Consider the following 26,109-nt stretch of genomic DNA (forward strand, 5'->3'; position numbering starts at 1 on the left):
GATGCGGTCACCGACGTTCTCGTTGCTGACATCGGCTCGCAGCCTACGCGTCGGCCGCTAGTGTGGCGCGCATGTCCACACACCCGTCCCAGCGCGCGGCGCTGCGGCTGTCCGCGCTCCTCCTCGGCGCGGGCACCGCGCATTTCGCCTCCCCTCGACCCTTCGACCGGATCGTGCCGACAGCGCTGCCGGGTTCGCCGCGGACCTACACGTACGCATCCGGAGTCGCCGAGCTGACCGTGGGGACGGCACTTGCGATTCCGCGGACCCGCCGGCTCGGCGGGGCGTTGGCCGCGGCACTGCTGGTGGCGGTGTTCCCCGCCAACGTGCAGATGGCCGTGACATGGCTGCGGAGCGATCGGCTCTCCCCGGCCGCGAAGGCGATCGCGGTGGCCCGGCTGCCTCTGCAGCTGCCCCTGATCGCCCAGGCGTTCACGGCCCGGCGCAACGCGCCGCGCCGCTGACCCCGGCCGCTACCGTTCGCCGGCCGAGGGGCGGTCGGCACCGGCGCTGCGCACCAGCCGGTCCAGCCGCTCGGCTCCGGGCAGGTCCTCGGGTGCGATGGTCCGTCCCGAGCGCACGTAGTGGAAGGCGGCCCGGACCTTGCCGAGCGGCGGCTCGACCGCCCGGCCGGTCGCGCGGAACGTGCGGGCTGCCATCAGCTGCGCCCAGGCCAGGCGGTACGCGGCCAGCTGCATCGCCACCGCCTCGAGCCGGTCCTCGTCGGGTTCGGCGCCGGTCTTCCAGTCGATGACCGTCCAGCCGCCGTCCTGGTCCTCGAACACGGCGTCGATCCGGCCGCGGATCACCACCCCGGCCAGCGAGGTCTCGAACGGGACCTCCACCTCCACCGGGCTGCGCTGAGCCCACCGCGACCGCAGGAACGCCTCCTGGAGCCGGTCGAGTTCGGTTTCGTCGCCGCCGGCGTCGTCCGCGCCGGGCAGCTCGTCGAGATCGAGCAGGCGTGTGGCGCCGTACCGGCGTTCGAGCCAGGCATGGAAGGCGGTGCCGCGCCGCGCCAGCGGGTTCGGCCGGAACGGCAACGGGCGGCGCAGTCGCGCGGCCAGGGCGGCCGGGTCCGCAGCCAGATCCACCAACTGGCTGACCGACATCTGCGCGGGCAGCGTCACCTCGGCACGCTGCTCGGCACGCCGGGCCCGTTCGGCGAGCAGCGCGTCGACGTCCGCGGCCCAGTCGTCGGGGTCGTCGTCCGGGTTCGCCGGAGGCGCCGGTTCGGGCTCTTCGAGCGCCGCGAGGACCAGGGCCGCGCCCTGCTCGACGAAGGGACGCCGGAGCCCGAGAGGGTCGCGCGGCCACACGGCCGTGTGCGGATCCGCGGTCATCGGGTTCTCGGTGCCGGTTTCCGGCGTCGGAGCCCAGATCTCGATACTCCCGAGTCCGGTTCGCTCCGTTACCAGTTCGTGCAGTTCGGACAGGAACGGGGACGGTCCTTTCGGCTCCGTTCCGGACTCGGCCCAGTGGTGGCCGGAGACGAACAGGCTTCGTTCCGTGCGGGTGAGCGCGACGTAGAACAGACGCCGGTCCTCGTCCAGCTTCCGGTGCTTGAGGGCGTCCTTGTGGGTGTCGATGCGGTCCTCGAGCGACTTTCGGTCGTAGACGTCGTCGAGATCGAGGACGGGGACACCTTCGCTGTTCTCGTCCGGCAGTGCCCGGTCGCCGCGCAGCGACGGCGGCAGTTCGCCGAGGGCGCCGAGCCATGTGCTGCCCGCCGTCGACGACGGGAACACCCCCGCCGTCAGGTGCGGAACCGCCACCACCTCCCATTCGAGGCCCTTGGCCGAGTGCACGGTGAGCACCTGCACCCGCTCGGTGGCGACCTGCACCTCGCCCGGGGCGAGTCCGCCCTCGATCTCCTCCGCGGCGGAGAGATAGGCGAGCAGTCCGGTCAGCGTCGCCGAACCCCGGCTCGCGTACCCGGCGACCACGTCGGCGAAGGCATCGAGGTTCTCCCGGCCGACTCCGCCGTCGCTGCCGGCCCTGGCCTGCGCCTCGATGCCGATGCCCAGGACCCGTTCCACCTCCGCGACGAGTTCCGTCAACGGCTGGCCCAGCCGTTCCCGCAGGGACGCCAGTTCCTTGCCGAGCGCGACGATACGCGCGTATCCGAACTCCGAATAACGTTGCGGTGGTCCGGGATCGGAGAGTGCGTCGGCGATCCCGGCCTGCTCGGACTGCTCACCCGGCAGTGCGCTGTCGAGCGCCTCGGCGAGGGCGGCCGAGTCGGTGACCGAGCCGCCGACGCCGAAACGGCCACCGATGGCGAGTTCACCGGCCCGCCGCCAGAGCGCCTGCAGGTCGGCGGCGCCGAGCTGCCAGCGGGCCCCGGTCAACACCCGCACGGCCGCGCTGCCGGCCGCCGGGTCCGCGGCCAGCCGCAGCATCGCGATCACGTCGGCGACCTCGGGCGTGTGCAGCAGGCCGCCGAGACCGACGACCTCGACGGGCAGCCCGCGGGCGCGCAGCGCCTCGGCGATCGGCGCGGCGTCGGCGTTGCGGCGCACCAGTACCGCCGCGGTGGGCGGCGACGCCCCGGCCTCCCGGGCGGCCGCGTACTCGGCGGCGATCCGCTCCGCCACCCATTCCCGTTCCGCCTCGACGTCGGCGTGCAGGGCGAGCCGGACGTCACCGGTGACGGGTTCGGGCTTGGCCCGCAGCACGCTTACCTGGACTCCCTTGTGCCGCAACGGCTCCGATGCCAGGTTCGCCAGTTCCAGGGCCTCGGGAGGGTTGCGCCAGCTGGTGAGCAGCTCGAGGCGTGGTGCGGGGCTGCCGTCCGCCAGCGGGAAGTCCGTCGAGAACCGGGGCAGATTCGCCGCGGACGCGCCACGCCATCCGTAGATCGACTGCATCGGATCACCCACCGCGGTGACGGCGGGCATCGGATCCTCGACTCTGCCGGACGGCGAACCGCCGAACAGCGACGACAACAGGACGCGCTGGGCGTGGCCGGTGTCCTGGTACTCGTCGAGCAGCACCACGCGGAACCGGGCCCGTTCGGCACGGCCCACCTCCGGGTGGTCGCGCGCCATCCGGGCCGCGAGCGACATCTGGCTGCCGAAGTCCAGCGCGCCCTCGCGGCGCAGCGTCTGCGCCAATCGTTCGACCAGGGGCAGCAGTTCGATCCGCGACTGTTGCACCTCGAGGATGTTCAGCAGGGTCTTCGACGGCCCCCCGCGCTGCCTGGGACCGGCGGGCAGGGTGTGTACGAGCTTGTCCAGCTCGGTGTGCGCGACGCGCAGGTCGTCCGGCTCGACGAGGTGCTCGGCGAGCTGCCCCGCCAGCGCCAGCACGCACTCGGTGACCGAGGCGGGGTTGCGGTCGGTGTCGAGGTCGCCGTCCCAGGCGCTGACCACGCGGTACGCGAGTTGCCACAGTTCGGTCTCGGACAGCAGCGTCGCCGACGGTTCGATGGGCAAGAGCAGCCCGTGCTCACCGAGCAGTCGCCCGGCGTACGCGTGATAGGTGCCCACCTCCGGCTCGCCGGCGAGGATGCGGGCCCGTAGCCCGCCGGTGGGATCGAGATCGCGCACGAGCAGCGAACCGGCGAGCTTCGCCAGCCGCCGGCGGATCCGGGTGGTGAGCTGCTGGGCGGCCTTGCGGGTGAACGTCAGGCCCAACACCTGTTCCGGGTCGACGAAACCGTTCGCGACGAGCCAGACGACGCGCGCCGCCATCGTCTCGGTCTTGCCGGCCCCGGCACCGGCGACGACGAGCGTGGGCCGCAGCGGCGCCTCGATCACCGCGGCCTGCTCGTCGGTCGGCGGGAACTGCCCGAGCGCGGCGGCCAGCTCGGCCGCGGTCACCGTCGGTGCTGTCACTGTCCCGTCACCTGCCTGCCCTCGTCGTGCGCCGGGCAGCTCGACAGAACCGGGCAGTGCCGGCACCCGTCGTTGACCCGGGCCAGGAACTGCGGTCCCCGGGTGGCCGCGGCTGCTTCGTGGATCACGTCACGCCAACGGTCGAGTGTCTCGCCGTCCAGCGGAGGTTGCACCCGCTGGGTGGCGCCCTCCTTGTTGTGCGGTTTGGCGACGAACACCAGCCGTGCCCCGCCGGGGTCGGCGGCGGGCTGCCCGTCGATCGCGCCGGCCGCGGCGGCGACCTGGTAAGCCGCCAGCTGCGCGTGCTCCTGCGCCGCCTCCTTGGTGACGGGATGGCGCGCGGTCTTGACATCGATGATCACCGGCCGCCCGTCGGGGTCCCGCTCGAGCCGGTCGATCCGGCCGCGCAGCCGCACCCGCGGCTCGTCCTCGGTCCGGGGTTCGAGGATGCCGTCGACGGCGATCTCGACACCGACCTCGGTGAGCTCGCCACGGGTACCGCGCAGCCATGCCGAGAACGTGTCCAGCATGGCGCGGGTGCGCTCGAGTTCGCGGCGGGCGTACCACTGCGAGCCGAGATCGACCGAGTCCCAAGCCCGTTCGAGCGCCCGCTCCACCTGGTCGGGCGGGATCCGTCCGGCGAGTGCCTGCACCAGCGTGTGCACCAGGCTCCCCGCGACAGCGTGGGTGTTGTCGCCGTCGGAGCCGCCGTGCCGCTCGAACATCCATCGCAGCGGGCAGGTGGTGAGCTGTTCGACCGTCGACGGCGACAGCGGCACCGCGTCGGCTCCGGGGTCCCACAGTTCCTGCTGCGTGCTGGGCTCGGCGGTGCCGTACCACTGGTCCGGGTGCGCGCCCCGCACCCGGGCCCGGGCGAGCCGCGCGAGCTGCGCCGCCGCCCGGCGCTGCCGCTGCGGATCGTCGCGGGCCACCACGGGGTCGCACACGACGCTGCGCAGTTCGGCGACGAGGGTCGGCAGCGCGAGCACGCGGGTGCGGGTCTCCTCCGGCAGTACCGAGACGTCCTCCCCCGGCTCGTCGACCTCGTCGTCGGAGGCCGCACCCACCAGCTCGTCGACGAACCGGGACCGCACCATGTCGGTGTCGCCGCCGACCGATTCCACGGCGGTGACAAGGAGGGTGCGTCGCGCGCGGCTGCACGCCACGAGGAACAGACGGCGCTCGTCGGCCAGCAGCGGCGCGGTGCGCGAGAGCCGCGTCGCGCCGTCGCCGCCGTCGTCGGCCCCGGAGACCGCGTCGATCAGCGTCTCGATACCGAGCAGGGTGCCACGGGCCCGCAGGCTCGGCCAGAGTCCCTCCTGCACGCCCGCGACCGCCACGACGTCCCATTCCCGGCCGGCCGCCGAGTGCGCGCTGACGACGGTGACGGCCTCGGCCTGCGCGACGAGGCGGGCGCGGACGGAACCCGGGATCTCCTGCTCGGTGAGGTAGTCGACGAATCCGGCGAGCTGGGCGCGCGGCAGCCGGTCGACGTAGTCGGCGGCGGCGTCGAACAGTGCCACGATGCCGTCGAGGTCGCGGTCTGCCTGCGCGCCGACAGGCCCGCCGCGTTCGGATGCCGCGGACCACTTGCGTTCGAGACCGGTGGCCTGCCACGCCTCCCACAGCACGTCCTCGATCCCGCCGCCGCGGCGCGCGGCGTCCCGCGCCTTGCGCAGCACGGACTGCGCCTTCCTCAGCGGCGCCGCTTCGACATCGGTGAGGCCGCGCACCAGTCGTTCGGCGTCCTCGCTCTCGTCGTCGACGAGCAACAGCCGCAGCAGTTCGGCCGAGTCACGATCGCTGCCGGCGGCGAGTTCGACCCGGCGCAGGCCCCGGCGCAGGCGGCGCAGCGCGACCGGTTCCGCTCCGCCGACGGGACCGGACAGCAGGGCGAGCGCCTCCTCCCCGCCGAACGGCAGCCCGGACAGCGCCCGCAGCACGAGCAGCAGACCGGCGACTCCGTGCTGACGGGCCAGCGGCAGCTCGGATGCCGCTGTGGTCACCGGCACCCCGGCCGCCAGCAGGGCCCGCCGCAGCGGAGCGAGCGAACGCGGCACCGACCGCACCACGACGGCCATGCGGGACCACGGCACCCCGTCGACGAGATGGGCGCGGCGCAGCGTGTCTGCGACGAGCGCGGCCTCCTTCGCCGGCGTCGACAGCACCCGGACCCGCACGCTTCCCGGATCGTCCGTCGGGACGGCGGGTGCGCCGCGGTGGGGCGGCAGGCCGGAGAGCCGTCGGGTGATCCGCCCGACGAGTTCCGCCACTTCCGGGGCGGCGCGATGGTTGGTTCCCAGCACCACGCGGCGGCTCGGGTCGTCGTCGGCGAGCGAGGTGAGAAAGGCCGGGTCGGCACCGCGGAAGGTGAAGACGGCCTGGTCCGGGTCACCGGCAATGGTGGTGGTGCGGGTGCCGAGGCCCACGACGCGCACCAGCTGGGCGGCCTGCGGATCGAGGTGCTGCGCGTCGTCGACGAGCAGGTGCCGGATCCGGGCGCGTTCCCGCGCGAGCAGGTCCGGATCGGTGACGAATGCGGCGAGGGCGGCACCGACGAGTTCGGCAGCGTCGAGGGCGGGCGCGGTGGCCTCGGGTGCCTCGATGCCGACGGCACCGCGCAGCAGCATGATCTGCTCGTACCGGGCCGCGAACTCGCCGACGGCGACCCATTCCGGTCGGGACCGCTGCTGCCCGAGGTCGATCAGGTCCTCGGGGCCGAGACCGCGTTCGTTGGCGCGCAGCATCAGGTCCCGCAGTTCCACCGCGAAGCCGGTCATGCCGAGCGCGGGCCGCAGCCGCTCGGGCCACATTCCCGCGCCGTCGTCGAGGTCTCCGCGCAACAACTCGCGCAGGACCGCATCCTGCTCGGCGCCGGTGATCAGGCGCGGCGGCGGGTTGCCGTGTGTGGACGCCTGCAGCCGCAGCACCGCGAACGCGTACGAGTGGACGGTGCGCACCAGCGGTTCCCTCGTGGCACGGGGACCGCCGGCAGCCATCCCCGCGTGCAGCAACCCGGCGGTGATCGCTTCGCGGACCTCGGTCGCGGCGCGTCGCGAATGGGTGAGCACCAGCACCGATTCCGGGTCGGCGCCGGCGACGATGCGGGCCACGGCCAGGTCCACGAGCAGCGACGTCTTTCCCGTCCCGGGACCGCCCAGCACCTGCCACGGCCGCCACTGCGGCAGGGGCGGCGAGTCCGCGAACACCCGCTTCACGTCCTCGGGCCACTGTCGCTGCGGCGGCGCCTCGTCCGGCCTCGGCACCAAGCGCACTTCGACCTGCTGCGGCCGGGCGTCGGGACGGAGGTCGGCGTCGGTCATGTGGCCATTCCAGCAGACGGGACCGACACCGCCGCGGAGCGGCGACTCCTGCACCGCCGCGCAGCGGCGACTCCTGCACCGCCGCGCAGCGAGTCAGCCGGGCAACGGAACGTTCTGCAGCCGGACCTGACCGCGCGCCAGGGTCCTGCCGCTCTCGGTGGCGGTGACGGTGACGAGCCACAGCTGCTGGACGCGGCCCTGCTGGAGTGGCTCGGCGACGACGTCGACGCGCTCACCCGTGCTCGAGCGCAGGAAGTCGGTGCTGTTGTGCACCCCGACCGCGAACTGGCCGCGGTCCTGGACAGCGGCGCTGGCCCCGACGCTGGCCGCGGATTCGACGGCGGTGGTGTAGACACCGCCGTGCACGACGCCCCACGGAGTGTGATGGTCCCGGCTCAGATCGATGTGTCCGGTGACCCGGGTGCCGGAGACCTCGTCGAGCACGAGGCCCGCGGCCTGCAGGAAAGCGCTGCCGGTGGGGAGATCGGTAGAGGTGGTGTCCATCACGCCACGCTAACTTCTGAAATGACAGTCAGCAAGGGTCTAGCCTCGATGCATGCGCTGGTTGGAGACGGACACGGCGAACTGTTCCGTGCAGCGGACACTGGACGTGATCGGCGAGAAGTGGACCCTGCTCGTCCTGCGGGAGGCGTTCAACGGCGTGCGCCGGTTCGACGACATGCGGCGGCACGTCGGGATGTCCGAGCCGATCCTGGCCGACCGCCTGCGCAAACTGGTGGCTGCGGAAATCCTGCGTCCGGTGCCGTACCGAGAGGCCGGACACCGCACCCGCAACGAGTACCGGCTCACCGACAAGGGTATGGACCTCTTTCCCGTCCTTGTCGCCCTGCTCCAGTGGGGCGACCGCTACTGCGCCGACGAGGACGGACCCCCCGTGGTGGTTCGGGACCGGGTGAGCGGTCGGCCCGTCGCCGCGGTGGTCGTTCCCGCCGGCACGGCCGGACTGACCGCCCGCGAGACCGAATCGACCCCGGGTCCGGGAGCCCGGCCCGTCCCCGCCGACCGGCCGGCACGGCCGCACCGGTCCCGCGCGAGCGCATCGGCTGCCATCGGAACCGGCCGCGACCCTGACACAATCGACGGGTGAACGAACTGCACACCCACCTGTTCGGTCCGGTCGACGGTCCGCAGCTGCTCGCCCTGCACGGCCTCACCGGTCACGGCCGGCGCTGGGAGCACCTCGCGTCGGAGCACCTGCCCCAGGCCCGGGTCATCGCGCCGGACCTGCGGGGACACGGCCGCTCCCCGTGGACGCCGCCGTGGAACTTCGAGACGCACATGCGGGACCTGCTCGCCGTCCTCGATGCCCACGCCTCGGGTCCGGTGCTGGTGGTCGGGCATTCCTTCGGCGGTGCCCTCGCCGTGCATCTGGCGGCGGCTGCGCCCGAGCGGGTACGTGGACTGGTACTGCTGGATCCGGCGATCGGGCTGCCGCCGGAGCGCATGCTCGAGATCGCGGAGCTGACGGTGCAGCACCCCGACTACACCGACGCGGCCGAGGCCCGCGCCGACAAGACGAACGGTTCCTGGGGTGAGGTCGATCCCGCACGGCTCGACGCCGAACTCGCCGAGCACCTGATCACCCTCGATTCCGGCCGGGTCAACTGGCGGCTGTGCGTTCCCGCCCTCGTGGCGTCGTGGAGCGAGCTGGCCCGCGAGTTCGTCCTACCACCGGCGCACCTGCCCACGATCGTCGCGCGGGCCGCGAAGGTGCAGCCGCCGTATGTCACCGCCGAGTTCCGGGCCGCCCTCGCCGACCGGCTCGGCACGAACCTCACGACACTCGAGCTCGACTGCGACCACATGATCGAACAGGCGCGCCCGGAGGAGACCGCGACCCTCGTCCGGAAGCTCCTGTAGATGCCGGCGACGAGCGAGGCCGACGTCGAACGCGTCCGGGAGCTGGTGGCCTCCGTTCCCGAGGGCCGGGTGACCACCTACGGCGACGTCGCGGCGGCGGCCGGCCTGTCCAGCCCGCGCACCGTGGGCTGGATCATGCGGACCGACAGCGCGGACCTGCCGTGGCACCGGGTGGTCCCGGCGTCCGGGCGTCCGGCCGCGCACCTGGCCCGTCGGCAGCTCGCCCGGCTCAGAGAGTGTTGTGGAACCCGCGCTGTCAGTCGGTGAGGTCCTCTGCTAGCCGGCGTGCCGCTTCGGCTTCGATCGGACCGCGGGGCTCGATGTCTTCGCCGGCCAGGCGGGCCGCCATGAGCCTGATCATCGCGACCTGGATCATGGCCTCGGCATGTGCCGTCTTGCGTTCGTAGTCCCGTGCCAACCGTCTACACCTCGTCAACCATCCGAAGGTCCTCTCGACCACCCACCGCCGGGGCAGCACCTGGAAGCCTTTCACGTCCGCGTTGCGAGGTACCACCACGACCTCGAGATTCTCGGTGCGGGCCGCCCAGTCGACCAGGCCCGCATCGACCGAGTTGACGTACCCGCCGTCGACCCACACCAGCCCCAAGCCGGGGAACCGGGTCCGGGCCCCGGCCAGCACCAGCCGGGCCCCGGCCCGGTCCTGCACCGACGCCGAGTGCACCAGCCCGACCAACATCAACCCGAGGGTGTCGACCAGCAGATGACGCTTGCGGCCCCGGACGCGTTTGCCGGCGTCGTAGCCGATCTGCTCGCCGCCCTCGCTGCTGCGCACCGACTGCGAGTCCAGCACCGCCGCCGATGGCTGCGGATCACGTCCGTCGTTGGCACGCAACCGATCTCGCAGGGTGTCGTGGATGCGCGCCCAGGTGCCGTCCGCGCTCCAGGCGGCGAAGATCCGGTAGGCGGTGCTCCACGGGGCCAGATCGTGCGGGACCAGCCGCCAGGCGCAGCCGGTGGCCAGCACGTACAAGATCGTGTCGACGACCAGTCGGCGCGGGTGCACCGGCGGCCGGCCCCCGAGCCGCGGACTCGGTCGAGGCAGCAGCGGTTCGATCACCGCCCACTGCGCATCGGTCAGCGACGAGTCGTAGGCGGGCTTGCACACACACGGACACACGTACCGAGACGATCATCGATCACGTTCGGATACCACGGCCGACACGCCGCGTCCGCACAGGGTTCCACAACACTCTCTCAGCCGGGAGGGAGTGCCGATCCGCGACGGCCGGGTCGATCTCGCGGCGGCGCGACACCGCTTCTGAACCGGCTCACACCAGCGGTGGTGCCCCGCGCCGGGGCTCGAGGACGGCCGCGCCGAGCCCGGCCAGCATCTCGACCGCGGCGAGCAGTTCCGGGACCGGACGGGTGAACGGCAGGCGCTGATGGTCGTCGAATGCGTGGCCGGTGCCGAATCGGGTGCCCGGCAGCAGGACCAGTCCCTGCCGTTCCGCGGCGGCGACGAGGCGGGTGGAACCGATGCCGTCCGGCAGCCGGCACCACAGCGACAACCCACCCGTGGGCGGTACGAACCGCCACCCGGGCAGGCGTGCGGCGACGGCCGCGGCGAGCGCCTCCTGACGGGCGCGCAGCCCGGCGCGGCGCTCGTCGAGGATCCGTTCCCACCGCGCGAACAACTCCACGGCCGCAAGCTGATCGAGGATCGACACCCCGAGCTGGCGCCGCAGCAGCACTTCCCGCACGCGCGCGACGGTCGCCCGGTCGCCGCGCACCCAGCCGATCCGGATGCCGCCCCAGACCACCTTGCTCAACGAGCCGACGTGCACGGTGGCCGCGTCCGGGACCGGCGTCCCGAACGGCTCGATGTCATCGCCGGCGAACGACAGCTCCGCGGCGACCTCGTCGACGACGGTCAGGACGCGGTGCCGCCACAGGGTCGCGGAAAGGGACCGCCGCGCAGCGACACTCAGGCTCGCCCCGGTCGGATTGGCATGGTCGGGCATCAGGTACGCGACGGTGGGTGCGTGCTGACGCGCGGCGCGATCGGCTTCGACGACGATCATGTCGGGATCGTCGACGTCGACGGGCACGGCGACGGACTGGGCACCGGTCGCCGCGATCGTCTCGAGAGCGCCGGGGTGGCTGGGATGCTGGTGCAGCACCCGCCTGCCCGCGCCGACGACGGTGTGCAGGACGGCGTCCAGCCCGTCCGCCGCGGCGGCGGTGATCAGCACCTGCTCGGGGTCGGTGGGCAGTCCGCGGGCGTTGTACCGCGCCGCGACGGCGGCACGCAGCTCGGGCAGGCCGGTCGGTGCGTACCCGTGACCGGCCAGCAGGTCGGGCAGCCGACGCTGGGCGGCGGCGTAGGCCGCAGGCAGCAGGGACGACGCCTCCGGGGCGGCGTTGCCGAGGTCGAGTACGCCGGGCACAGGGGCCCCGAGCGCGGAGCCCCACGGCGTCCGGCCGTCGGGTGCGGCGACGAATGTCCCCGCCCCGTGCCGGGTGAGCGCCCAGCCGTCGTCGCGGAGGTCGCCGTAGGCGGCGGCCACCGTGACGCGGCTGACGCCGAGCGCGTCGGCCAGCGCCCGCTCGGCGGGCAGGCGCGTGCCGACCGGGAGCCGGCCGTCGGCGATGCGCCGGCGCAGCGCGGCGGCGACGGCCCGGTACAGCGGACCGCGGTCGGCTCCGAGCTCGCCGAGCAGCGCCGCGACCCGCGCCGCGGACGGGGTGGCGGACACGTCCTTCATGCAGTCCACTTTCGCACGGTGGACCGAACTTTCCGGTCCACCGAACCGAGAGAATAGGACCATGATCTTCCTGGTCGTTCTCCTCACCGCGCTCAGCCTGGCGGCGGCCACCTGGACAGTGCTGGACACCGCGCAGGGCGGCCGGTGCGGGATCGGCGGTCCGCCGCGCAGTCACCACACGCCCGACTGACCGCCCCGGCACATCGCGCCGACCGGCGTCGGGCAGCATGAGTTCATGAGTTCGCTGATCGACGTCGAGGCCGTCATCGTCGCGGGTGGGCGCGCGACCCGCATGGGCGGTGTCGACAAGCCCGCACTCGTCGTCGGGGGCCGGCGACTGCTCGACATCGCCCTGGCCGCGGTGGCCGGGTGCCGGCGGGTCACCGTCGTCGGACCACGACGCGACGATCTCGCCGACGCGGTGATCCAGGTGCAGGAGCGGCCCGCCGGTGCGGGGCCGGTTGCCGCGCTCGCCGCCGCGGGTGTCCACGAGTCGGTGGTGTTGACCCTCGCCGCCGACCTGCCGTTCCTCACCGCGGACACGGTCACCGCACTCGTCGAGGCCTTGCGCGGCAACACAGGATCCGACGCGGCGTTCGCGATCGACAACTCGGGGCGGATCCAGTTCCTGCTCGCCGCGTGGCGTGGTCCCGCGCTCGCCGGACACCTCGCCGCGCTGGGGTCGGATCCGGCCAATCAGCCGATGAAGGCCCTGCTGCCGGAGCGCTACGTCACGGTCCCGGTGGCGGGGACCGCGGACTGCGACACACCGCAGGAGCTCGCGCAGGCCCGCGCCGCCCGTTCCGGGCTGGTCGCGGCCGACCCCGACGCCGCGCGCGCGGAGATTCGGAAGTCGCTGCCGCGGTTGCCGGTCCGCACCCGCGCGCCGCAGGAGGCGGCGGGCGCGACCCTCGCCGCACCGCTCGTCGCCGCCGAGGCGCTGCCGCGCGCCGCGGTGTCGGCGATGGACGGATACGCCGTCGCCGGCGACGGACCGTGGCTGCTGCGCACCGAGGTCCATCGGGCCGGCGCGACGCAGCCGCTCGGTCTGCACGACGGCCAGGCCGCGCGGATCGCCACCGGCGCCTACCTGCCGCCCGGCGCGACGACGGTGGTGCGCGACGAACACGTCGAGGTGACCGACGGCACCGTCACCCGGATACCCGGTGCCCCGGTGCGCGACGACGCGCGCCGGCGCGGGGAGGACTGGGCGCCCGGCGTCGAACTCGCCGCGGCGGGTGTCGCTCTGGGCCCGGCGGTGATCTCCGCTGCGCTGAGCGGCGAGGTGACCGCCGTGCAGGTCCGCGGCCCGGTGCGGGTCCACGTGGTCGTCACCGGCGACGAGATCCGCCGCGACGGGCCGCTGCGCGAGGGTCAGACCCGAGATTCGCTCGGTCCCGTCCTGCCGGGGTTCGTGCAATGGTGCGGGGCTGCCGTCGCCGGGGAGGCCCACCTGCGCGACACCGGCGACGGGTTCGACCGGTTGCTCGGCGAGGCCACCGGCGTCGACGTGATCGTCGTGGCCGGGGCGACCGGCGGCGGGGCCGCGGATCAGTTGCGGTCTGCGCTGGCGCGGGCCGGCGCGTCGCTCGTCGTGGAGCGGGTCCGGTGCAAGCCGGGCGGCTCCCAGGTGACAGCCGTGCTGCCGGACGGCCGCGTGGTGCTCGGCCTGCCGGGCAATCCGGTCGCGGCCGTCGCGACGCTGCTGGTGATGCTGCCCGCCGTCGTCGACGGTCTGACCGGTCGCCGGCCGCAGCCACCGTGGACCGCGCCGCTGGCGAATGCCTCACAGGTGAGCGGCGACATCACCCGACTGCTCCCGGCGAGACAGACCGGCGACGGACTGTGGTTGTGCGACAACGCGATCCGCACCGCACACCTGGCGGGGCTGATCGGGCGGCGGGCTATCGCGCTTGTGCCACCCGGCGCGGCGGACGGCGATCCGGTGGAGCTGGTGCCGCTGCCGCAGTGACCGGCACCGGTCAGCCCGGATGTGTGAGGACCCGGTATCCGGTCTCGTGGAGCCGCCGGTGCTCCGGCCACCGGTCGCGGGTCCAGGCAGGTTCGGAGTGGGCCGCGACGATCGCCGCGGTCGTCGCGGCGTGCAGATCGAACTCCAGGTCGCGGCACAGTTCCGGCAGTGCCGTCCGCTCCCCCGCCGCGCGTGCGTGCACGATGGTGGCGACCGTCTCGGCGACCCGCGCGTCGGCGAAGCGAAGCACGCGGCGATGCGCGGACGGCAGCACGAACCACAGCACCGCGACAGCGACGAACACACCGATCACCGTCTCGAGCAACCGGTCGCGAGCCACCACGGTGAAGTTGTGCGGCACCCCACCGCTCCCGAGCAGCAGCGCGAGCGGCGTGATGAACACCATCGCCACGCCGTAGTTGCGGACGAGGTACTCCTCGGTTCCGGCCAGCAGCACCGCCACCACGACGACGACCCCCACGGCCGTCGGCGCGGCCCACACGACCGCGGCCAGCACGCCGAGGCCCACGACGGTGCCGGCGAACCGGTGCAGACCCCGGTAGCTGCCCAGCACCCGGTCGGGTCCCTGATGCAGCACCATCGCCGCCGTGATCACCGCCCAGTCCGGTCGTCCGACACCGCCGGCGAGCGCCAGTGCGCCCGCGACGGGACCGGCCACGGCAAGGCGCACGACGATGGTCCAGGATCGGCTGCCGGGCCGAGCTGCCCGCACGAGCCGGTATCGCACCGACGGGCGCGGCAGCGGCGGTTGCGGTCGCAGGTCGTCGGTCTCGGAGGCGGCGCCCTCGTCGGTGCCCGCGACGAGGGTCGCGAGCCGCAGGTGCGCCGCTCGGAGCGTCCGGGCCAGCGGATGGTCGCTCTCGCCGATCCGCCCGTCGTGCAGGCACATCCACGCGGCGTGCAGTGCCCGGACCGCTTCGTGCCGCGGGCCGAGCGCCGCCGGCGCGCGCAAGCAGGTGTCGACGGCCGACACCGCCGCCGCCACCGCGACACGCTCGGGCGTGCGGGGCCTGAGCACCACGCCGGACATCGACACGAGAACCGCGGTGCCCGCACCGACCGCGGTCCACGACACGACCGCGACGACCGGGACGCCGGCGCTCGGCAGCGCCGCCGCGATCTCCAGGGTGAGCAGCGGCAGGAACGCACCGGGGGCACCGAACCGCAACGCGTCGACCAGGAAGGCACCCACCGCGACGACGGCGGTCATGACCGCCACGAGCAGGAGCCACGTTTCCGGCGCACCCGTCTGCACGAGCACACCGACCCCGGCGCCCACACCGGCCAGCGCGACGAGTGCCGCCGCGACGAACAGCACCACCTTCCACCGCGCGCGGTAGGCGCGGCCCTCGCCGTACACGACGGCGAACGCCCCGAGGGCGACGGTCGCGGCGACGGGACCGTGCCCGAGAGCGAGACCCGCGAGGCCGGGTAGCGCCACCGCGGCGGCAGCGCGCAGGGCACCGGGCCACCGACGGCCCCGCCGCGGCACACCGAGGAGAAGGGTCCGGGCCGGTCCCGGCGCCGGGATCGGGGCACACACGGCACCCGTGCCGGACCCTGCTCCTGCCTCTGTCACTGCTTCGGACACGAGGATCGACGATACGGGGCGCAGCCCTCGTCGACGGCGCCGTGTCGGCAAGCTCACCCGCGCAGCGGCTCCTCGGAGAGCAATGCCGCGGCCGCGGACCGGTACCGCTGTACCACCAGGCGCACCACGGCCTCGTGTACCCCGAGCGGTGCCGCCACGCCGTCGGCACCCGCGTCGGCGAGGCGGGTATGGAACAGTCCGTCGGCGAGCAGGTACGACGCGACGAACACCCGCCGCGCACCCGCGGCGCGCAGTTCGGCGACGACGTCCGGCACACGCGGGGCTCCGGTGGCGACGTACCCGACGCGCACCGCGACGCCCGCGAGGGACGAGACCATCTCCGCGGCCCGGCGCACGTCCCGGCGGGCCCGGGGGTCGGAGGAGCCGGCCGCGGCGAGCACCACGGCGTCCCCGGGTCTCCAGCCGGCCGCGGCGAGCCGCTGCAGTTGCACGCGGGCGAGTACGGGGTCGGGTCCGAGTGCGCGGGTGACCGCCACGGCGGGATGTCCGCTCTCGGCGACCTCTCGGGGCACGTCGGCGTGCACGTGGTAGCCGGAGGCGAGGAAGGCGGGCACCAGCACGGTGGGTCGCCCCGAGCCGCGCAGCACCTCCGCGGGGGAAGGTCCGAGGACGTCGACGAAGGCGACGCGGGTGGTGCCCACCTCGCGGGAGACGGCGTCGGCGACGGCCGCGATCGTCTCGACGCCGCGCGGATTGCGTGTGCCGTGGGCGACGAGCAGCAGAGCCGGGTCGGTCATGGTCACAACTCCTGGTCGGGAACGGGTCGGCCGGAGACGAGGTCCCTAGCCGATCGGATATTCCTTGTCGGCGCAGCCGGCGGGATCCACCGCGAGCCGGTAGCCGCGCTTGACGACGGTCTGCACGATCGCGGGAGCGCCGAGCGCGGACCGCAGCCGCGCCACCGCGGTTTCCACCGCGTGGGTGTCGCCCCCGCCCCCGGGCAGCGCAGCGAGCAGTTCCTCGCGTGAGACGACCCGGCCGGGGCGGGCGGCCAGGGTCCGCATCAACGCCATCGCGGCGGGCGCCAGACAGCGGATCTCCCCGTCGACCACGACGCAGCGGCCGCGGACGCTGAGCACGTGCCCGCCCGCCTCGATGCGGTGGGCGCGCCGCGGCAACTCCTCGGCGAGGTGGCGGGCGAGGGATCCGAGCCGTGCCCGGCCCGGCGCCGAGACCGGTACCTCCAGCTCGACGAGGGGTGCGGCCGTCACGGGACCCACGCACACCGCGGTGACGCCGGTGCGCAGAGCGCGCAGCATGGCCTCGAGCATGCCGGTGGCCTTGGAACGCTGCAGCAACGATGCGACGGCAGGTGCGCTGGTGAAGCTCACCGCGTCGATGCTGTGGTCGGCGATCTGCTCGATGAGCCGGTCCATCGCCGTGGGATCGTCGGGCGGGGTCCACCGGTACACCGGCACCGCCACCACATCGGCACCGGCGTCGCGCAGCACCTCGCACAGATCCGCACCGGGCTCCCATTCGGTCCGGGCGCCGTGCAGCTGCACCGCGATCCGCACTCCCTCCACGCCCTCGGCCAGCAGGTGCTCAAGCACCTCGGCGGAGGACTCGGACGCCGGGGACCACTCCTCCCGCAGGTCGGCTGCGCGGATCGCGCCGGTGACCTTCGGACCGCGGGCGAGAATGCGGCTGCCGCCCAGGGCCTCGCCGAGCTCCTCGGCGAGGCCCCAGCCGTCCGCGGCCCCCATCCAGCCGCGGAAGCCGATCGCCGTGGTGGCCACGGTGATGTCCGGCGGGGTGCGAAGGATGTCGCGCGTCACCCGCTCGAGTTCGGTGTCGTCCGCCAGCGGGATGATGCGGATGGCGGGTGCATGGACGATCTCCGCCCCGCGCCGGGTGAGCAGGGTGGCGAACTCGTCGGCACGGCGGGCCGCGGTGATGCCGATTGTGAAGCCGTGCAGCGGCGCGGTGTCCTCGCTCACGAACGCTCGCCGTAACCGCGGTGCACGGGCACGAGGCTGTGGATCTGGACGACACCGGCCCACACCCGCACGTCGTACACGGGCAGGCGGACCGACGGGTCGTCGAGGCAGCGTCCGTCGTCCAGTGAGAAAACCTGCTTGAGCAGGGGCGAGGCGACGGTCGGCTCGCCGCTGCGGTCACCGACGATCCCGCGCGACATCACCGCGGCCCGGCCGAACGGGTCGAAATTGCCCACCGCCCGCAACGTGCCGTCGTCGAGCAGGAACAGCGCGACCTGCTCGCCGCCGCGCAGCAGCACGGCGACGCCGCGACCGGGGATGAGGTGACTGAGCGGGCAGGCCGACGTCCACTCCAGACGCCCGTCGTACACGGTGGCGCGCGACGCGCGTTCGGGGGTGTGCGTCTCGATGACGGTCATGAATGTCCTCCTTGGAACTACGGACGGAATTCTCCGGGGCCGGTGTTTCTCGGGGGTTAACCCGAGATTCCCTCGCGGTAAGAGGGCATTCCGACCAGTACCGGCACCTTCCGCTTGCCCGAGTCGTCGAACCGTACGGTCGGGTCGGCCACGTCCGGGGCGTTGACGAACGACACGAACCGGGACAGCTTCTCGGGGTCTTCCAGGACGCCGGCCCATTCGTCACGGTATCCGGCGACGTGCCTGGCCATCGCCGCCTCGAGCTCGTCCGCGATGCCGAGGCTGTCCTCGCACACCACCGCCTTCAGGTGCTCGAGACCGCCGTCGAGGGCCTCGAGCCAGGGCGCGGTGCGCTGCAGCCGGTCGGCGGTGCGCACGTAGAACATCAGGAACCGGTCGATGTACTTCACGAGCGTCTCGTCGTCGAGACCACCGGCGAGCAGCTGCGCATGCTTGGGCGACTGGCCACCGTTGCCGCACACGTACAGGTTCCAGCCACTCTCGGTCGCGATCACCCCGACGTCCTTGCCGCGGGCCTCGGCGCACTCGCGTGCACACCCGGAGACACCGAACTTGAGCTTGTGCGGGGAGCGCAAGCCGCGGTAGCGCAGCTCCAGGTCGACGGCCATGCCGACCGAGTCCTGCACGCCGTACCGGCACCACGTGGATCCCACACAGCTCTTCACGGTGCGCAACGACTTGCCGTAGGCCTGGCCGGACTCCATGCCGGCGTCGACGAGGCGCTTCCAGATGAGCGGCAACTGCTCGACCCGCGCGCCGAACAGGTCGATGCGCTGTCCTCCGGTCATCTTGACGTACAGCCCGAAGTCGCGGGCGACCTCGCCGATGACGATGAGCTGCTCGGGGGTGCACTCACCGCCGGGCATCCGCGGCACCACCGAGTAGGTGCCGTTCTTCTGGATGTTGGCCAGGAAGTGGTCGTTGGTGTCCTGCAGCGCCGCCTGCTGCCGGCCCAGGATGTGATCCGAATCGGTCGAGGCGAGGATCGAGGCGACGACGGGTTTGCAGATGTCGCAGCCGCTCCCCCGGCCGTACTTGGCGATCAGCGCCGAGAACGTGCGGGTGTCGGTGGCCTGCACGATCTGGAACAGCTCGGCCCGGGACTGATCGAAGTGCTCGCACAGTGCCTTCGACATGACCACACCGGACGCCGCGAGGAGCTGCTTGACGGTGGGCAGGCAGCCGCCACATGTGGTGCCGGCGCCCGTGCAGGCCTTGACCTGGGCGATGTCGCACGCGCCGTCCGCGATGGCGCCGCAGATCGCCCCCTTGGTGACTCCGTTGCACGAGCACACCTCGGCGTCGTCGGGCAGCGACCCGGCGCCCGGCTTCTCCCCCGCCGGCGAGATCAGCGCCGCCGGGTCGCCGGGCAGCTCCCGGCCGACGAGCGGCCGCAGCGACCCGTATGCGGAGGCGTCGCCGACGAGGATGCCGCCGAGCAGTGTCTTCGCGTCGTCCGAGACGACCAGCTTGGCGTAGGTGCCCTTGGCCGCGTCCGACAGCACGACCTCGAGGGCGCCCGGGGTTTCGGCGTGCGCGTCGCCGAAGCTCGCGACGTCGACCCCCAGCAGCTTCAGTTTGGTCGACAGGTCGGCTCCGGGGAACTCGGCGCCGCCGCCGAGGAGCCGGTCGGCCACCACCTCGGCCGTGCTGTAGCCGGGCGCGACGAGTCCGTAGCAGGTGCCGTCGACGGCGGCACACTCACCGACGGCGTAGATCGCGTCGTCGGTCGTGCTGCGGCAGCCGAGATCGGTGCGGACGCCGCCGCGGGGGCCCAGCTCGAGCCCCGCGTCGCGGGCCAGCTCGTCCCGGGGGCGCACTCCGGCGGAGAACACCAGCAGCGCGGCATCGATCACCGATCCGTCGGACAGTTCCACCCGCAACCCGTCGGGGCCCTCGGTGATCCCGGCGGTGCCGACGCCCGTGTGCACCGTCAGGCCGAGGTCGGTGACGAGGCGGGCGAGGAGCGCACCGCCGCCCTCGTCGACCTGCAGCGGCATGAGCCGTGGCGCGAACTCGACGACGTGCGGCGTCAGGCCGAGCATCCGCAGCGCGTTGGCCGCCTCGAGCCCGAGGAGCCCGCCCCCGACGACGACGCCGACCGCGCCCGGCGCGGCCCGGTGCGCGCCGGCCCGGATGCCGTCGAGGTCGTCGAGGGTGCGGTAGACGAAGCACCCGGCCAGGTCCTTGCCGGGAATCGGTGGGACGAAGGGGTACGAGCCGGTGGCCAGGACGAGTGCGTCGTACCCGATCACCTCGCCGGTGTCGGTGGTGACGGTGCGGCCGGCGCGGTCGACGGCCGCGGCCCGGGTGCCGATCCTCAGATCGACCAGGTCGTCGCCCTCGTACTCGTTGCCGGCGAGGGCGAGTTCCTTCGAATCCCACGAACCGACGTACGAGGACAGTCCCACACGGTCGTATGCGGGCAGCGGCTCCTCGCACAGGACCGTCACCGACCAGAGGTCGTCCTCGTCCCGGGTGCGCAGCGCCTCGACGAATCGGTGGCCCACCATGCCGTGCCCGACGACGACAACAGACTTGTGGCTCATACCGTTTCCTTCTTCCTTGGGGTGCAGGTGGGGCCGGGGCGCGCTCAGGCGCGGACGGCCACGGTGGTGACGTCGCGCTCGGCGGGCGTCGGCCCGGTGGGGGCACTGGGGCGGCGCAGGAACACGGCCCAGGTGACGACGATGCAGACCAGGTAGAAGGCGAGGAACACCCAGAACGCCATGGTCGCCGACTTGGCTTCGCTGCTGTAGGAGGCGCGAAGCACCAGGTTGATGCCGACACCACCGAGACCGCCGATGGCGCCGGCGAAACCGATCAGGGCACCGGACATGCTGCGCGCCCACGCAGCCTTCCCGGCCCTGTCGAGCGAGTCGAGGCTCTGTGCCTTGGCTTCGAAGACGGACGGGATCATCTTGTAGACGGAGCCGTTGCCGATGCCCGAGAGCAGGAACAGGGCGATGAATCCGAGGACGAAGGTCACCATGATGCCGCCGGTGGCGGCGCCGGCGGTGGCGTCGTCGAGGGTGCCGGCGGTGACGAGCAGTCCGGCCGCGAGGGCCATCGCCGCGAACGTGTACAGCGTGATCCGGCCTCCGCCGATGCGGTCGGCCAGCTTGCCGCCGAGCGGCCGGGCGATCGATCCGAGCAGCGGACCGACGAACGCGATCTGCGCTGCGTGCAGAGCGGCCTCGGCAGCGGTCGCGCCCCCGGCGAGGAAGTTGATCTGCAGCACCTGCCCGAACGCGAAGCTGAAACCGATGAAGGAGCCGAAGGTGCCGATGTAGAGGAAGCTCAGGATCCACGAGTCGCGGTACCGCAGGGATTCCCCCATCGCGCGCAGGTCGGCGCGCTGATCACCGAGGTTGTCCATGAACAGGGCCGCGCCGAGGGCGGCGAAGGCACACAGCACCAGGTAGACGGCGCACGCGATCCACGGTTCGGTGTTGCCCACGGTGGCGATGACGAGCAGTCCGACGAGCTGCACCACCGGCACGCCGATGTTGCCGCCGCCCGCGTTCAGGCCCAGCGCCCAGCCTTTGAGCCGTTGCGGATAGAAGGCGTTGATATTGGTCATCGACGACGCGAAGTTGCCGCCGCCGAGGCCGGCGATCGCGGCCACCACCAGGAAGGTGGTGTACGAGAAGCCGGGGTTGAGCATGAGGTACAGGGTCGCGACGGTGGGGATCAGCAGCACCAGCGCGCTGAACACCGTCCAGTTGCGACCGCCGAACCGGGCGGTGGCGACCGTGTAGGGGATGCGCAGCAGCGAACCGACCAGGGTCGGCACGGCGACGAGGAAGAACTTGCCGGCGGCATCGATGCCGTAGACGTCGGTCGGCATGAACAGCACCATCACGGACCAGATGGACCAGACGGAGAAGCCGACGTGCTCGGCCAGGACGGACCAGATCAGGTTCCGCTTCGCGATCTCCTTGCCGCCGGCGTCCCACGCCGCCGTGTCTTCGGCGTCCCAGTGTTCGATGCGGTGCTTGCGGGCGAACTTTGCACGCAGGCCTTCGGTCGGTGATATTCCGGTCGTTGCGGCCACCCCATGCCCCTTCCTCGGGTCGGTATCGATGGACCCAAGTTAGGAAACGGGTGTTGCCGCGGTGCTGCCCTCGGTGACTGCCGCGTCAAGAGATGCTCACCTGCGGCAGGAGGTCTCCGTGAGGTCGTCGCCACGGGTAGGCGCGGGGTACGGGTCGGCGCCGGAGCCGCCCCAGGAGTCCTCGACGTACCGGGGCCGGCAGGCCACCCGGCCGGCGATCAGGACCACGAGCGCGGCGCCGCCGAGGAACGCGAACGGAACCGTCCAGCCGCCGGTGGTCTCGCGCAGCACCCCCACCAGGACCGGTCCGGCGCAGGCGACGGTGTACCCGAGGCCCTGCGTGAACCCGGACAGCGCCGCCGACGCCGCATGGGTGCGGGTGCGCAGGTTGATCAGGGTCAGTGCCATGGGGAAGGTGGTCGGCCCGACGCCGATCGCCAGCACCCACAGGGCGGTGGCCGTGAGCGGTGCGAGCAGCAGACCGGTGAAACCCACCGCGTAGCTCACCACGCACACGAGGACCAGCGGGAACGGATCCCGCATGCGGGCGCATGCGGCGGGCGCGACGAACGAGGCCGCCAGACCGACGAAGGAGAACAGCGCGGTCATCGCGCCACCGAGTGCTTCACTGCCTCCGGCGTCGAGCAGTACGGCGGGAATCCAGGTGAACATCGAGTAGGTGATCAGCGAGGTCATGCCGAACATGCCGGCCATCCCCCACGCAACGGGCGAGCGCCACACCCGGCCGGGTGCAGGGTCGGAAGGGGCCGCATCGCGGGTGACCGGCTTCGGACCCCGGGCCCGGTGGAGGACGACGATCCACGGAACCGCCGCGGCGAACGCCCACACCGCCCACAGACCGATCGACCAGCGCCACCCCGCGGCTTCCGCGACGGGGACCGCGGCCAGGGCGGGTAGTGCGGTGCCGATCTGGACGCCCACGATGTAAACGGTGCTCACGACGGCGAGCCGATCGGAGAAGTACCGCTTGACCAGCGGCGGGATCACCACGTTGCCGACGCCCATCCCGGCGAGGGCGAGCGCGGAGAACGCGAGCAGTGTCCACGTCTCGTGGGTCAGCGCGCGGGCTGCCATGCCGACTCCGGCGGCCAGCATCGCGATCAGGGCCGTCGCCTCGAGTCCGACCCGCCGTGCGATGGCCGGGGTGAGGAGACCGAACGCCGCGAACATCGCGGTCGGCACCATGCCGAAGACGCCCACCACGGCGGGTGCGAAGCCGATTTCGGCGCGGATCTGTTCGGCGAGGGGACTGAACGAGGTCACGGCGAGGCGCAGCGTGAGCGCGGACATCACGATCGCGACGAAGACGAGGAGACGTCCCCGCAGCAGGGACGTTGACGAGGATCCGGCACCGGTGACAACCACGGGGCAAATCATAGGATGACCCGATGTATATCGTCGAAGGCGTTTTCCGGATGCAGGAAGGAGCCCCATGCGCACCGTGCGACGCACCGGTCTCGTCGCTCAGGTCACCGAGCAGCTACGCGACCACATCCGCACCGGCGCCTGGGCAGTTGGCTCCCGCATCCCGACCGAACCCACTCTGGCCGAGCTGACCGGCACGGGTCGCAACACCGTGCGCGAAGCCGTCCAGGCACTCGTGCATTCGGGCCTGCTCGAGCGACGGCAGGGGTCGGGTACCTACGTCGTCGCAACCTCGGAAGTGGGCAGCGCACTCGGCACCTACTTCGCCGACGCCCACGAACAGGACGTGCTCGAACTGCGGCAGGCGCTCGACGTCACCGCCGCGGCCCTCGCCGCGCAGCGCCGCTCCCAGGCGGACGCCGCGCACCTGACCGAACTGTTCGACGCGCGAATGCGCGCGTGGGCGGACCCGCGTTCGGCCGCCGCCCTCGCCGCCGACGTCGCCCTGCACCGCGCGATCGTCGCGGCCAGCCACAACGCCGTGTACCTGGAGTTCTACGACTCGCTGATACCCGTCATCGAGGAGACGATCCGCCGTCGCGTCGAAGAGACCGGTGCGGGCTTCCACGACGAGCACCGCGAACTGGTGCTCGCCGTCGTCGCAGGAGACCCGGGCCGCGCCACGGCCGCCGCCCTCGCGATGTTCGGGGAGTTGCGCGGCGGTGACGCCTAGGGAGGAAGGCTCAGAGGAGCAGGCGCACCAGATCCGACGTGTGCGCCAGTCCCGGGAACGCCTCCTCCGTCGAACGCGGATGCAGCGCGTGCACGGCGAGCCGGAACATCACCGCGCGTAGCAGCATCTGCGGCCACTCCGGCAGGTCCTCCCAGCGCCCGATGAGCTCGTCGTCGGCACCGCCCCACGACAGCGCATCGACGACGGCCACGCCGGCCGCCCAGGACGCGGGCCGCCAGTAGGGGGTGATGTCGGTCAGGCCGGGTGCGGCACTACCGGCGAAGAGCACGGTGCCGAACAGGTCGCCGTGCACGAGCTGATCGGGCAGGTGGACCGGCTTGCGCAACGTCGCGAGCTGGTTGATCAGATCGATGCTCTTGCGTCCGTCGGGGGTGACGGTTTCGGGGGCGCCGGCGGCGCGGGCGGTGCGCAGCGGTACCGCCTCCCATGCCGCACGGTCGGCGGCGACGAACACGTCCACGTCCTCCCACGGCGCCACGGGTGGCTGCATGAGGAAACGTGGTCGCTCGAGCTGCGCGGTGGCGGCGTGCAACCGGAGCGACAGCGCCACCACCTCGTCGTGCCGCGGTTCGGACGTGCCCACGATGTAGGTGTCGGCGCGCCAGCCGGAGACGACGTAGCGGCCGTCGGTGGAGCGGACGGGCCGCGCCAGTCGGACTCCGTCGACGTCGAGGTTCTCGCGCACCTTCGCCGACCACGCTGCCCGGGCGTGGTCGGCGACCGGCGAGAGCACGACGTCGCCACAGCGCCAGCCACCGTCCCAGTCCGCCCCGAGCGGGACCGGTTCGACGTCGCGGAGGCCGAAGGTCGAGCGCACGTGCTGCGGGGGTTCGAGGGGGCTCACGGGGCACACCGTACAGTCGGCGCCGCCGCGTTCAGGGAAGGCACTCCGTTACCTCGGGACAGCATTCCCGCATCGTTATCTCGCCGTGTTCCCTCAGTACACGGGCAGTGACGGGTCCACCTGCTGCGCCCACGCGAGCACGCCGCCCTGCAGGTGCGTGGCATCCGCGAAGCCGGCTTTCTTCAGCACGGCGAGCGCTTCGGCCGAGCGGATCCCGGTCTTGCAGTGCAGCACGATCGGCTTGTGCTGCGGCAGCTCCGCCAGCGCCTCGCCGGAGAGAATGCGGTCCTTCGGGATCAGCCGCGCCCCGTCGATGTGGACGATGTCCCACTCGACCGGCTCGCGCACGTCGATCAGTTCGATCTCCCGGTCCGACTCGAGCAGCCGGTGCAGTTCGGTCGGGGTGATCGTCGACTCGGCGACGGCATCGGCATCGTCCGGCACCACACCGCAGAAGGACTCGTAGTCGACCAACTCCGTCACCGGCACCCGTCCCGGATCGCGGCGCAACGTCACCGTCCGGTAACTCATCGCCAGCGCGTCGTAGATCATCAGACGTCCGAGCAGCGACTCGCCGATGCCGGTGATCAACTTGATCGCCTCGGTGGCCATGATCGAGCCGACGGACGCACAGAGCACCCCGAGGACGCCGCCCTCCGCACAGGAGGGGACCATTCCCGGCGGAGGCGCCTCCGGGTACAGGTCCCGGTAGTTCAGTCCCCGCCCGCCCGGCGCGGCCTCCCAGAACACCGACACCTGTCCCTCGAATCGGAAGATCGACCCCCATACGTACGGCTTGCCGGCGAGGATCGCCGCATCGTTGACGAGGTAGCGGGTCGCGAAGTTGTCGGTGCCGTCGAGAATCAGGTCGTACTGCTCGAACAGCTCGACGGCGTTGGTGCGGTCGAGCCGGACCGGGTGCAGCCGCACCGCCACGTTGTCGTTGATCCTCCGGATCGTGTCGCGGGCGCTCTCCCCTTTCGGCCGGCCCACGTCGGCGACCCCGTGGATCACCTGCCGCTGCAGGTTGGACGATTCGACGTCGTCGAACTCGACGATTCCGAGAGTGCCGACCCCGGCCGCGGCGAGGTAGAGCAGCACCGGCGAACCGAGGCCGCCGGCACCGATGCACAGCACCCTCGCGTTCTTCAGCCGCCGCTGCCCCGTGACGCCCACGTCGGGAATGATCAGGTGCCGGCTGTAGCGGGCCACCTCCTCGCGGGTGAGGTCCGCACCAGGTTCCACGAGAGGTGGCAGTGCAGCAGATTGCACCAGAGGTGGCAGTGCAGCAGATTCCACCAGAGGTGGCAGTGA

General features: G+C 72.6%; 21 protein-coding genes and 1 pseudogene. 8 read left to right on the forward strand and 14 right to left on the reverse strand.

The annotated features are described in order from the left end of the window. Nucleotides 1-71 precede the first annotated feature (71 nt). Nucleotides 72-464: a MauE/DoxX family redox-associated membrane protein gene (locus tag ACM26Y_RS16055; protein WP_003937340.1), complete on the forward strand. Its 393-nt coding sequence runs from the start codon at nt 72-74 to the stop codon at nt 462-464. A gap of 9 nt (nt 465-473) precedes the next feature. Here ACM26Y_RS16055 and ACM26Y_RS16060 read toward each other — a convergent pair whose 3' ends face one another. The 3 genes from ACM26Y_RS16060 to ACM26Y_RS16070 all read right to left on the reverse strand — a co-directional run bounded on the left by ACM26Y_RS16060 (nt 474) and on the right by ACM26Y_RS16070 (nt 7,666). Continuing rightward, the gene (locus tag ACM26Y_RS16060) at nt 474-3,839 is read right to left on the reverse strand and encodes an ATP-dependent helicase (RefSeq protein ID WP_416061358.1); all 3,366 of its coding nucleotides are present in this window, start codon (nt 3,837-3,839) and stop codon (nt 474-476) included. Continuing rightward, nucleotides 3,836-7,162, reverse strand: coding sequence for an ATP-dependent helicase (locus tag ACM26Y_RS16065; protein ID WP_416061359.1), 3,327 nt, complete (start codon nt 7,160-7,162; stop codon nt 3,836-3,838). The genes ACM26Y_RS16060 and ACM26Y_RS16065 overlap by 4 nt, the downstream gene beginning before the upstream one ends. 93 nt (nt 7,163-7,255) lie before the next feature. Continuing rightward, on the reverse strand, nt 7,256-7,666 hold the full coding sequence (locus ACM26Y_RS16070; RefSeq protein WP_416061360.1) for a PaaI family thioesterase: 411 nt from the start codon (nt 7,664-7,666) through the stop codon (nt 7,256-7,258). Nucleotides 7,667-7,718: 52 nt separating this feature from the next. On the opposite strand from ACM26Y_RS16070, the gene ACM26Y_RS16075 reads away from it, so the two are divergent. The 3 genes from ACM26Y_RS16075 to ACM26Y_RS16085 are packed head-to-tail and all read left to right on the forward strand — an operon-like array spanning nt 7,719 to nt 9,310. Further along, complete coding sequence (locus tag ACM26Y_RS16075; RefSeq protein WP_289377647.1) at nt 7,719-8,270, forward strand: winged helix-turn-helix transcriptional regulator; 552 nt, start codon at nt 7,719-7,721, stop codon at nt 8,268-8,270. Next, nucleotides 8,267-9,043 carry an alpha/beta fold hydrolase gene (locus ACM26Y_RS16080; protein WP_416061361.1) on the forward strand — a complete coding sequence of 259 codons (777 nt, stop codon included), beginning with the start codon at nt 8,267-8,269 and terminating at the stop codon, nt 9,041-9,043. The genes ACM26Y_RS16075 and ACM26Y_RS16080 overlap by 4 nt, the downstream gene beginning before the upstream one ends. Then, the gene (locus ACM26Y_RS16085) at nt 9,044-9,310 is read left to right on the forward strand and encodes an MGMT family protein (RefSeq protein WP_416061362.1); all 267 of its coding nucleotides are present in this window, start codon (nt 9,044-9,046) and stop codon (nt 9,308-9,310) included. It begins immediately after the preceding gene. On the opposite strand, the gene ACM26Y_RS16090 is transcribed toward ACM26Y_RS16085, so the two are convergent. Next, nucleotides 9,300-10,169, reverse strand: coding sequence for an IS5 family transposase (locus ACM26Y_RS16090; protein WP_235431173.1), 870 nt, complete (start codon nt 10,167-10,169; stop codon nt 9,300-9,302). The two genes, ACM26Y_RS16085 and ACM26Y_RS16090, sit on opposite strands and share 11 nt — an antisense overlap. Before the next feature lie 88 nt (nt 10,170-10,257). Here ACM26Y_RS16090 and ACM26Y_RS16095 point away from each other — a divergent pair. Beyond that, a pseudogene (locus ACM26Y_RS16095) lies at nt 10,258-10,326 on the forward strand (DNA methyltransferase); the annotation flags it as partial. 6 nt (nt 10,327-10,332) lie between these two features. Here ACM26Y_RS16095 and ACM26Y_RS16100 read toward each other — a convergent pair. After that, nucleotides 10,333-11,769, reverse strand: a complete 1,437-nt coding sequence (locus tag ACM26Y_RS16100; RefSeq protein WP_416061363.1) for a PLP-dependent aminotransferase family protein — start codon at nt 11,767-11,769, stop codon at nt 10,333-10,335. Nucleotides 11,770-11,830: 61 nt separating this feature from the next. On the opposite strand from ACM26Y_RS16100, the gene ACM26Y_RS16105 reads away from it, so the two are divergent. Next, complete coding sequence (locus ACM26Y_RS16105) at nt 11,831-11,959, forward strand: hypothetical protein (RefSeq protein WP_006942753.1); 129 nt, start codon at nt 11,831-11,833, stop codon at nt 11,957-11,959. A gap of 45 nt (nt 11,960-12,004) precedes the next feature. Then, entirely contained in the window at nt 12,005-13,741 is a 1,737-nt protein-coding gene (locus ACM26Y_RS16110; RefSeq protein ID WP_416061364.1) for an NTP transferase domain-containing protein, read from the forward strand. A 10-nt stretch (nt 13,742-13,751) separates the two neighbouring features. Here ACM26Y_RS16110 and ACM26Y_RS16115 read toward each other — a convergent pair whose 3' ends face one another. From ACM26Y_RS16115 to ACM26Y_RS16145, 7 genes are all read right to left on the reverse strand, one after another. Next, the gene (locus ACM26Y_RS16115) at nt 13,752-15,254 is read right to left on the reverse strand and encodes an FUSC family protein (protein ID WP_416063692.1); all 1,503 of its coding nucleotides are present in this window, start codon (nt 15,252-15,254) and stop codon (nt 13,752-13,754) included. A gap of 152 nt (nt 15,255-15,406) precedes the next feature. Further along, a complete protein-coding gene (locus ACM26Y_RS16120) occupies nt 15,407-16,111 on the reverse strand; it encodes a sirohydrochlorin chelatase (RefSeq protein WP_416061365.1) in 705 nt (234 codons plus the stop codon). A 45-nt stretch (nt 16,112-16,156) separates the two neighbouring features. Then, nucleotides 16,157-17,314: a uroporphyrinogen-III synthase gene (locus ACM26Y_RS16125; RefSeq protein WP_289377652.1), complete on the reverse strand. Its 1,158-nt coding sequence runs from the start codon at nt 17,312-17,314 to the stop codon at nt 16,157-16,159. Continuing rightward, on the reverse strand, nt 17,311-17,733 hold the full coding sequence (nirD, locus tag ACM26Y_RS16130; protein WP_289377653.1) for a nitrite reductase small subunit NirD: 423 nt from the start codon (nt 17,731-17,733) through the stop codon (nt 17,311-17,313). Before nirD ends, ACM26Y_RS16125 begins: the two co-directional genes overlap by 4 nt. Before the next feature lie 56 nt (nt 17,734-17,789). Beyond that, entirely contained in the window at nt 17,790-20,303 is a 2,514-nt protein-coding gene (gene nirB / locus ACM26Y_RS16135; protein ID WP_416061366.1) for a nitrite reductase large subunit NirB, read from the reverse strand. A 44-nt stretch (nt 20,304-20,347) separates the two neighbouring features. Then, a complete protein-coding gene (locus ACM26Y_RS16140; protein ID WP_416061367.1) occupies nt 20,348-21,811 on the reverse strand; it encodes an MFS transporter in 1,464 nt (487 codons plus the stop codon). A gap of 96 nt (nt 21,812-21,907) precedes the next feature. Beyond that, nucleotides 21,908-23,209: an MFS transporter gene (locus ACM26Y_RS16145; protein WP_416061368.1), complete on the reverse strand. Its 1,302-nt coding sequence runs from the start codon at nt 23,207-23,209 to the stop codon at nt 21,908-21,910. A gap of 55 nt (nt 23,210-23,264) precedes the next feature. On the opposite strand from ACM26Y_RS16145, the gene ACM26Y_RS16150 reads away from it, so the two are divergent. Further along, nucleotides 23,265-23,930, forward strand: a complete 666-nt coding sequence (locus tag ACM26Y_RS16150) for a FadR/GntR family transcriptional regulator (RefSeq protein WP_416061369.1) — start codon at nt 23,265-23,267, stop codon at nt 23,928-23,930. A gap of 10 nt (nt 23,931-23,940) precedes the next feature. Here ACM26Y_RS16150 and ACM26Y_RS16155 read toward each other — a convergent pair whose 3' ends face one another. Together ACM26Y_RS16155 and moeZ are read right to left on the reverse strand one after the other, a co-directional pair. Then, the gene (locus tag ACM26Y_RS16155) at nt 23,941-24,795 is read right to left on the reverse strand and encodes a TIGR02569 family protein (protein ID WP_003939142.1); all 855 of its coding nucleotides are present in this window, start codon (nt 24,793-24,795) and stop codon (nt 23,941-23,943) included. 93 nt (nt 24,796-24,888) lie between these two features. After that, on the reverse strand, nt 24,889-26,070 hold the full coding sequence (gene moeZ / locus ACM26Y_RS16160; RefSeq protein ID WP_416063693.1) for an adenylyltransferase/sulfurtransferase MoeZ: 1,182 nt from the start codon (nt 26,068-26,070) through the stop codon (nt 24,889-24,891). Nucleotides 26,071-26,109: the final 39 nt, after the last annotated feature.

Source organism: Rhodococcus indonesiensis (assembly GCF_047782815.1).
Taxonomy (GTDB): Bacteria; Actinomycetota; Actinomycetes; order Mycobacteriales; family Mycobacteriaceae; genus Rhodococcus; species Rhodococcus indonesiensis.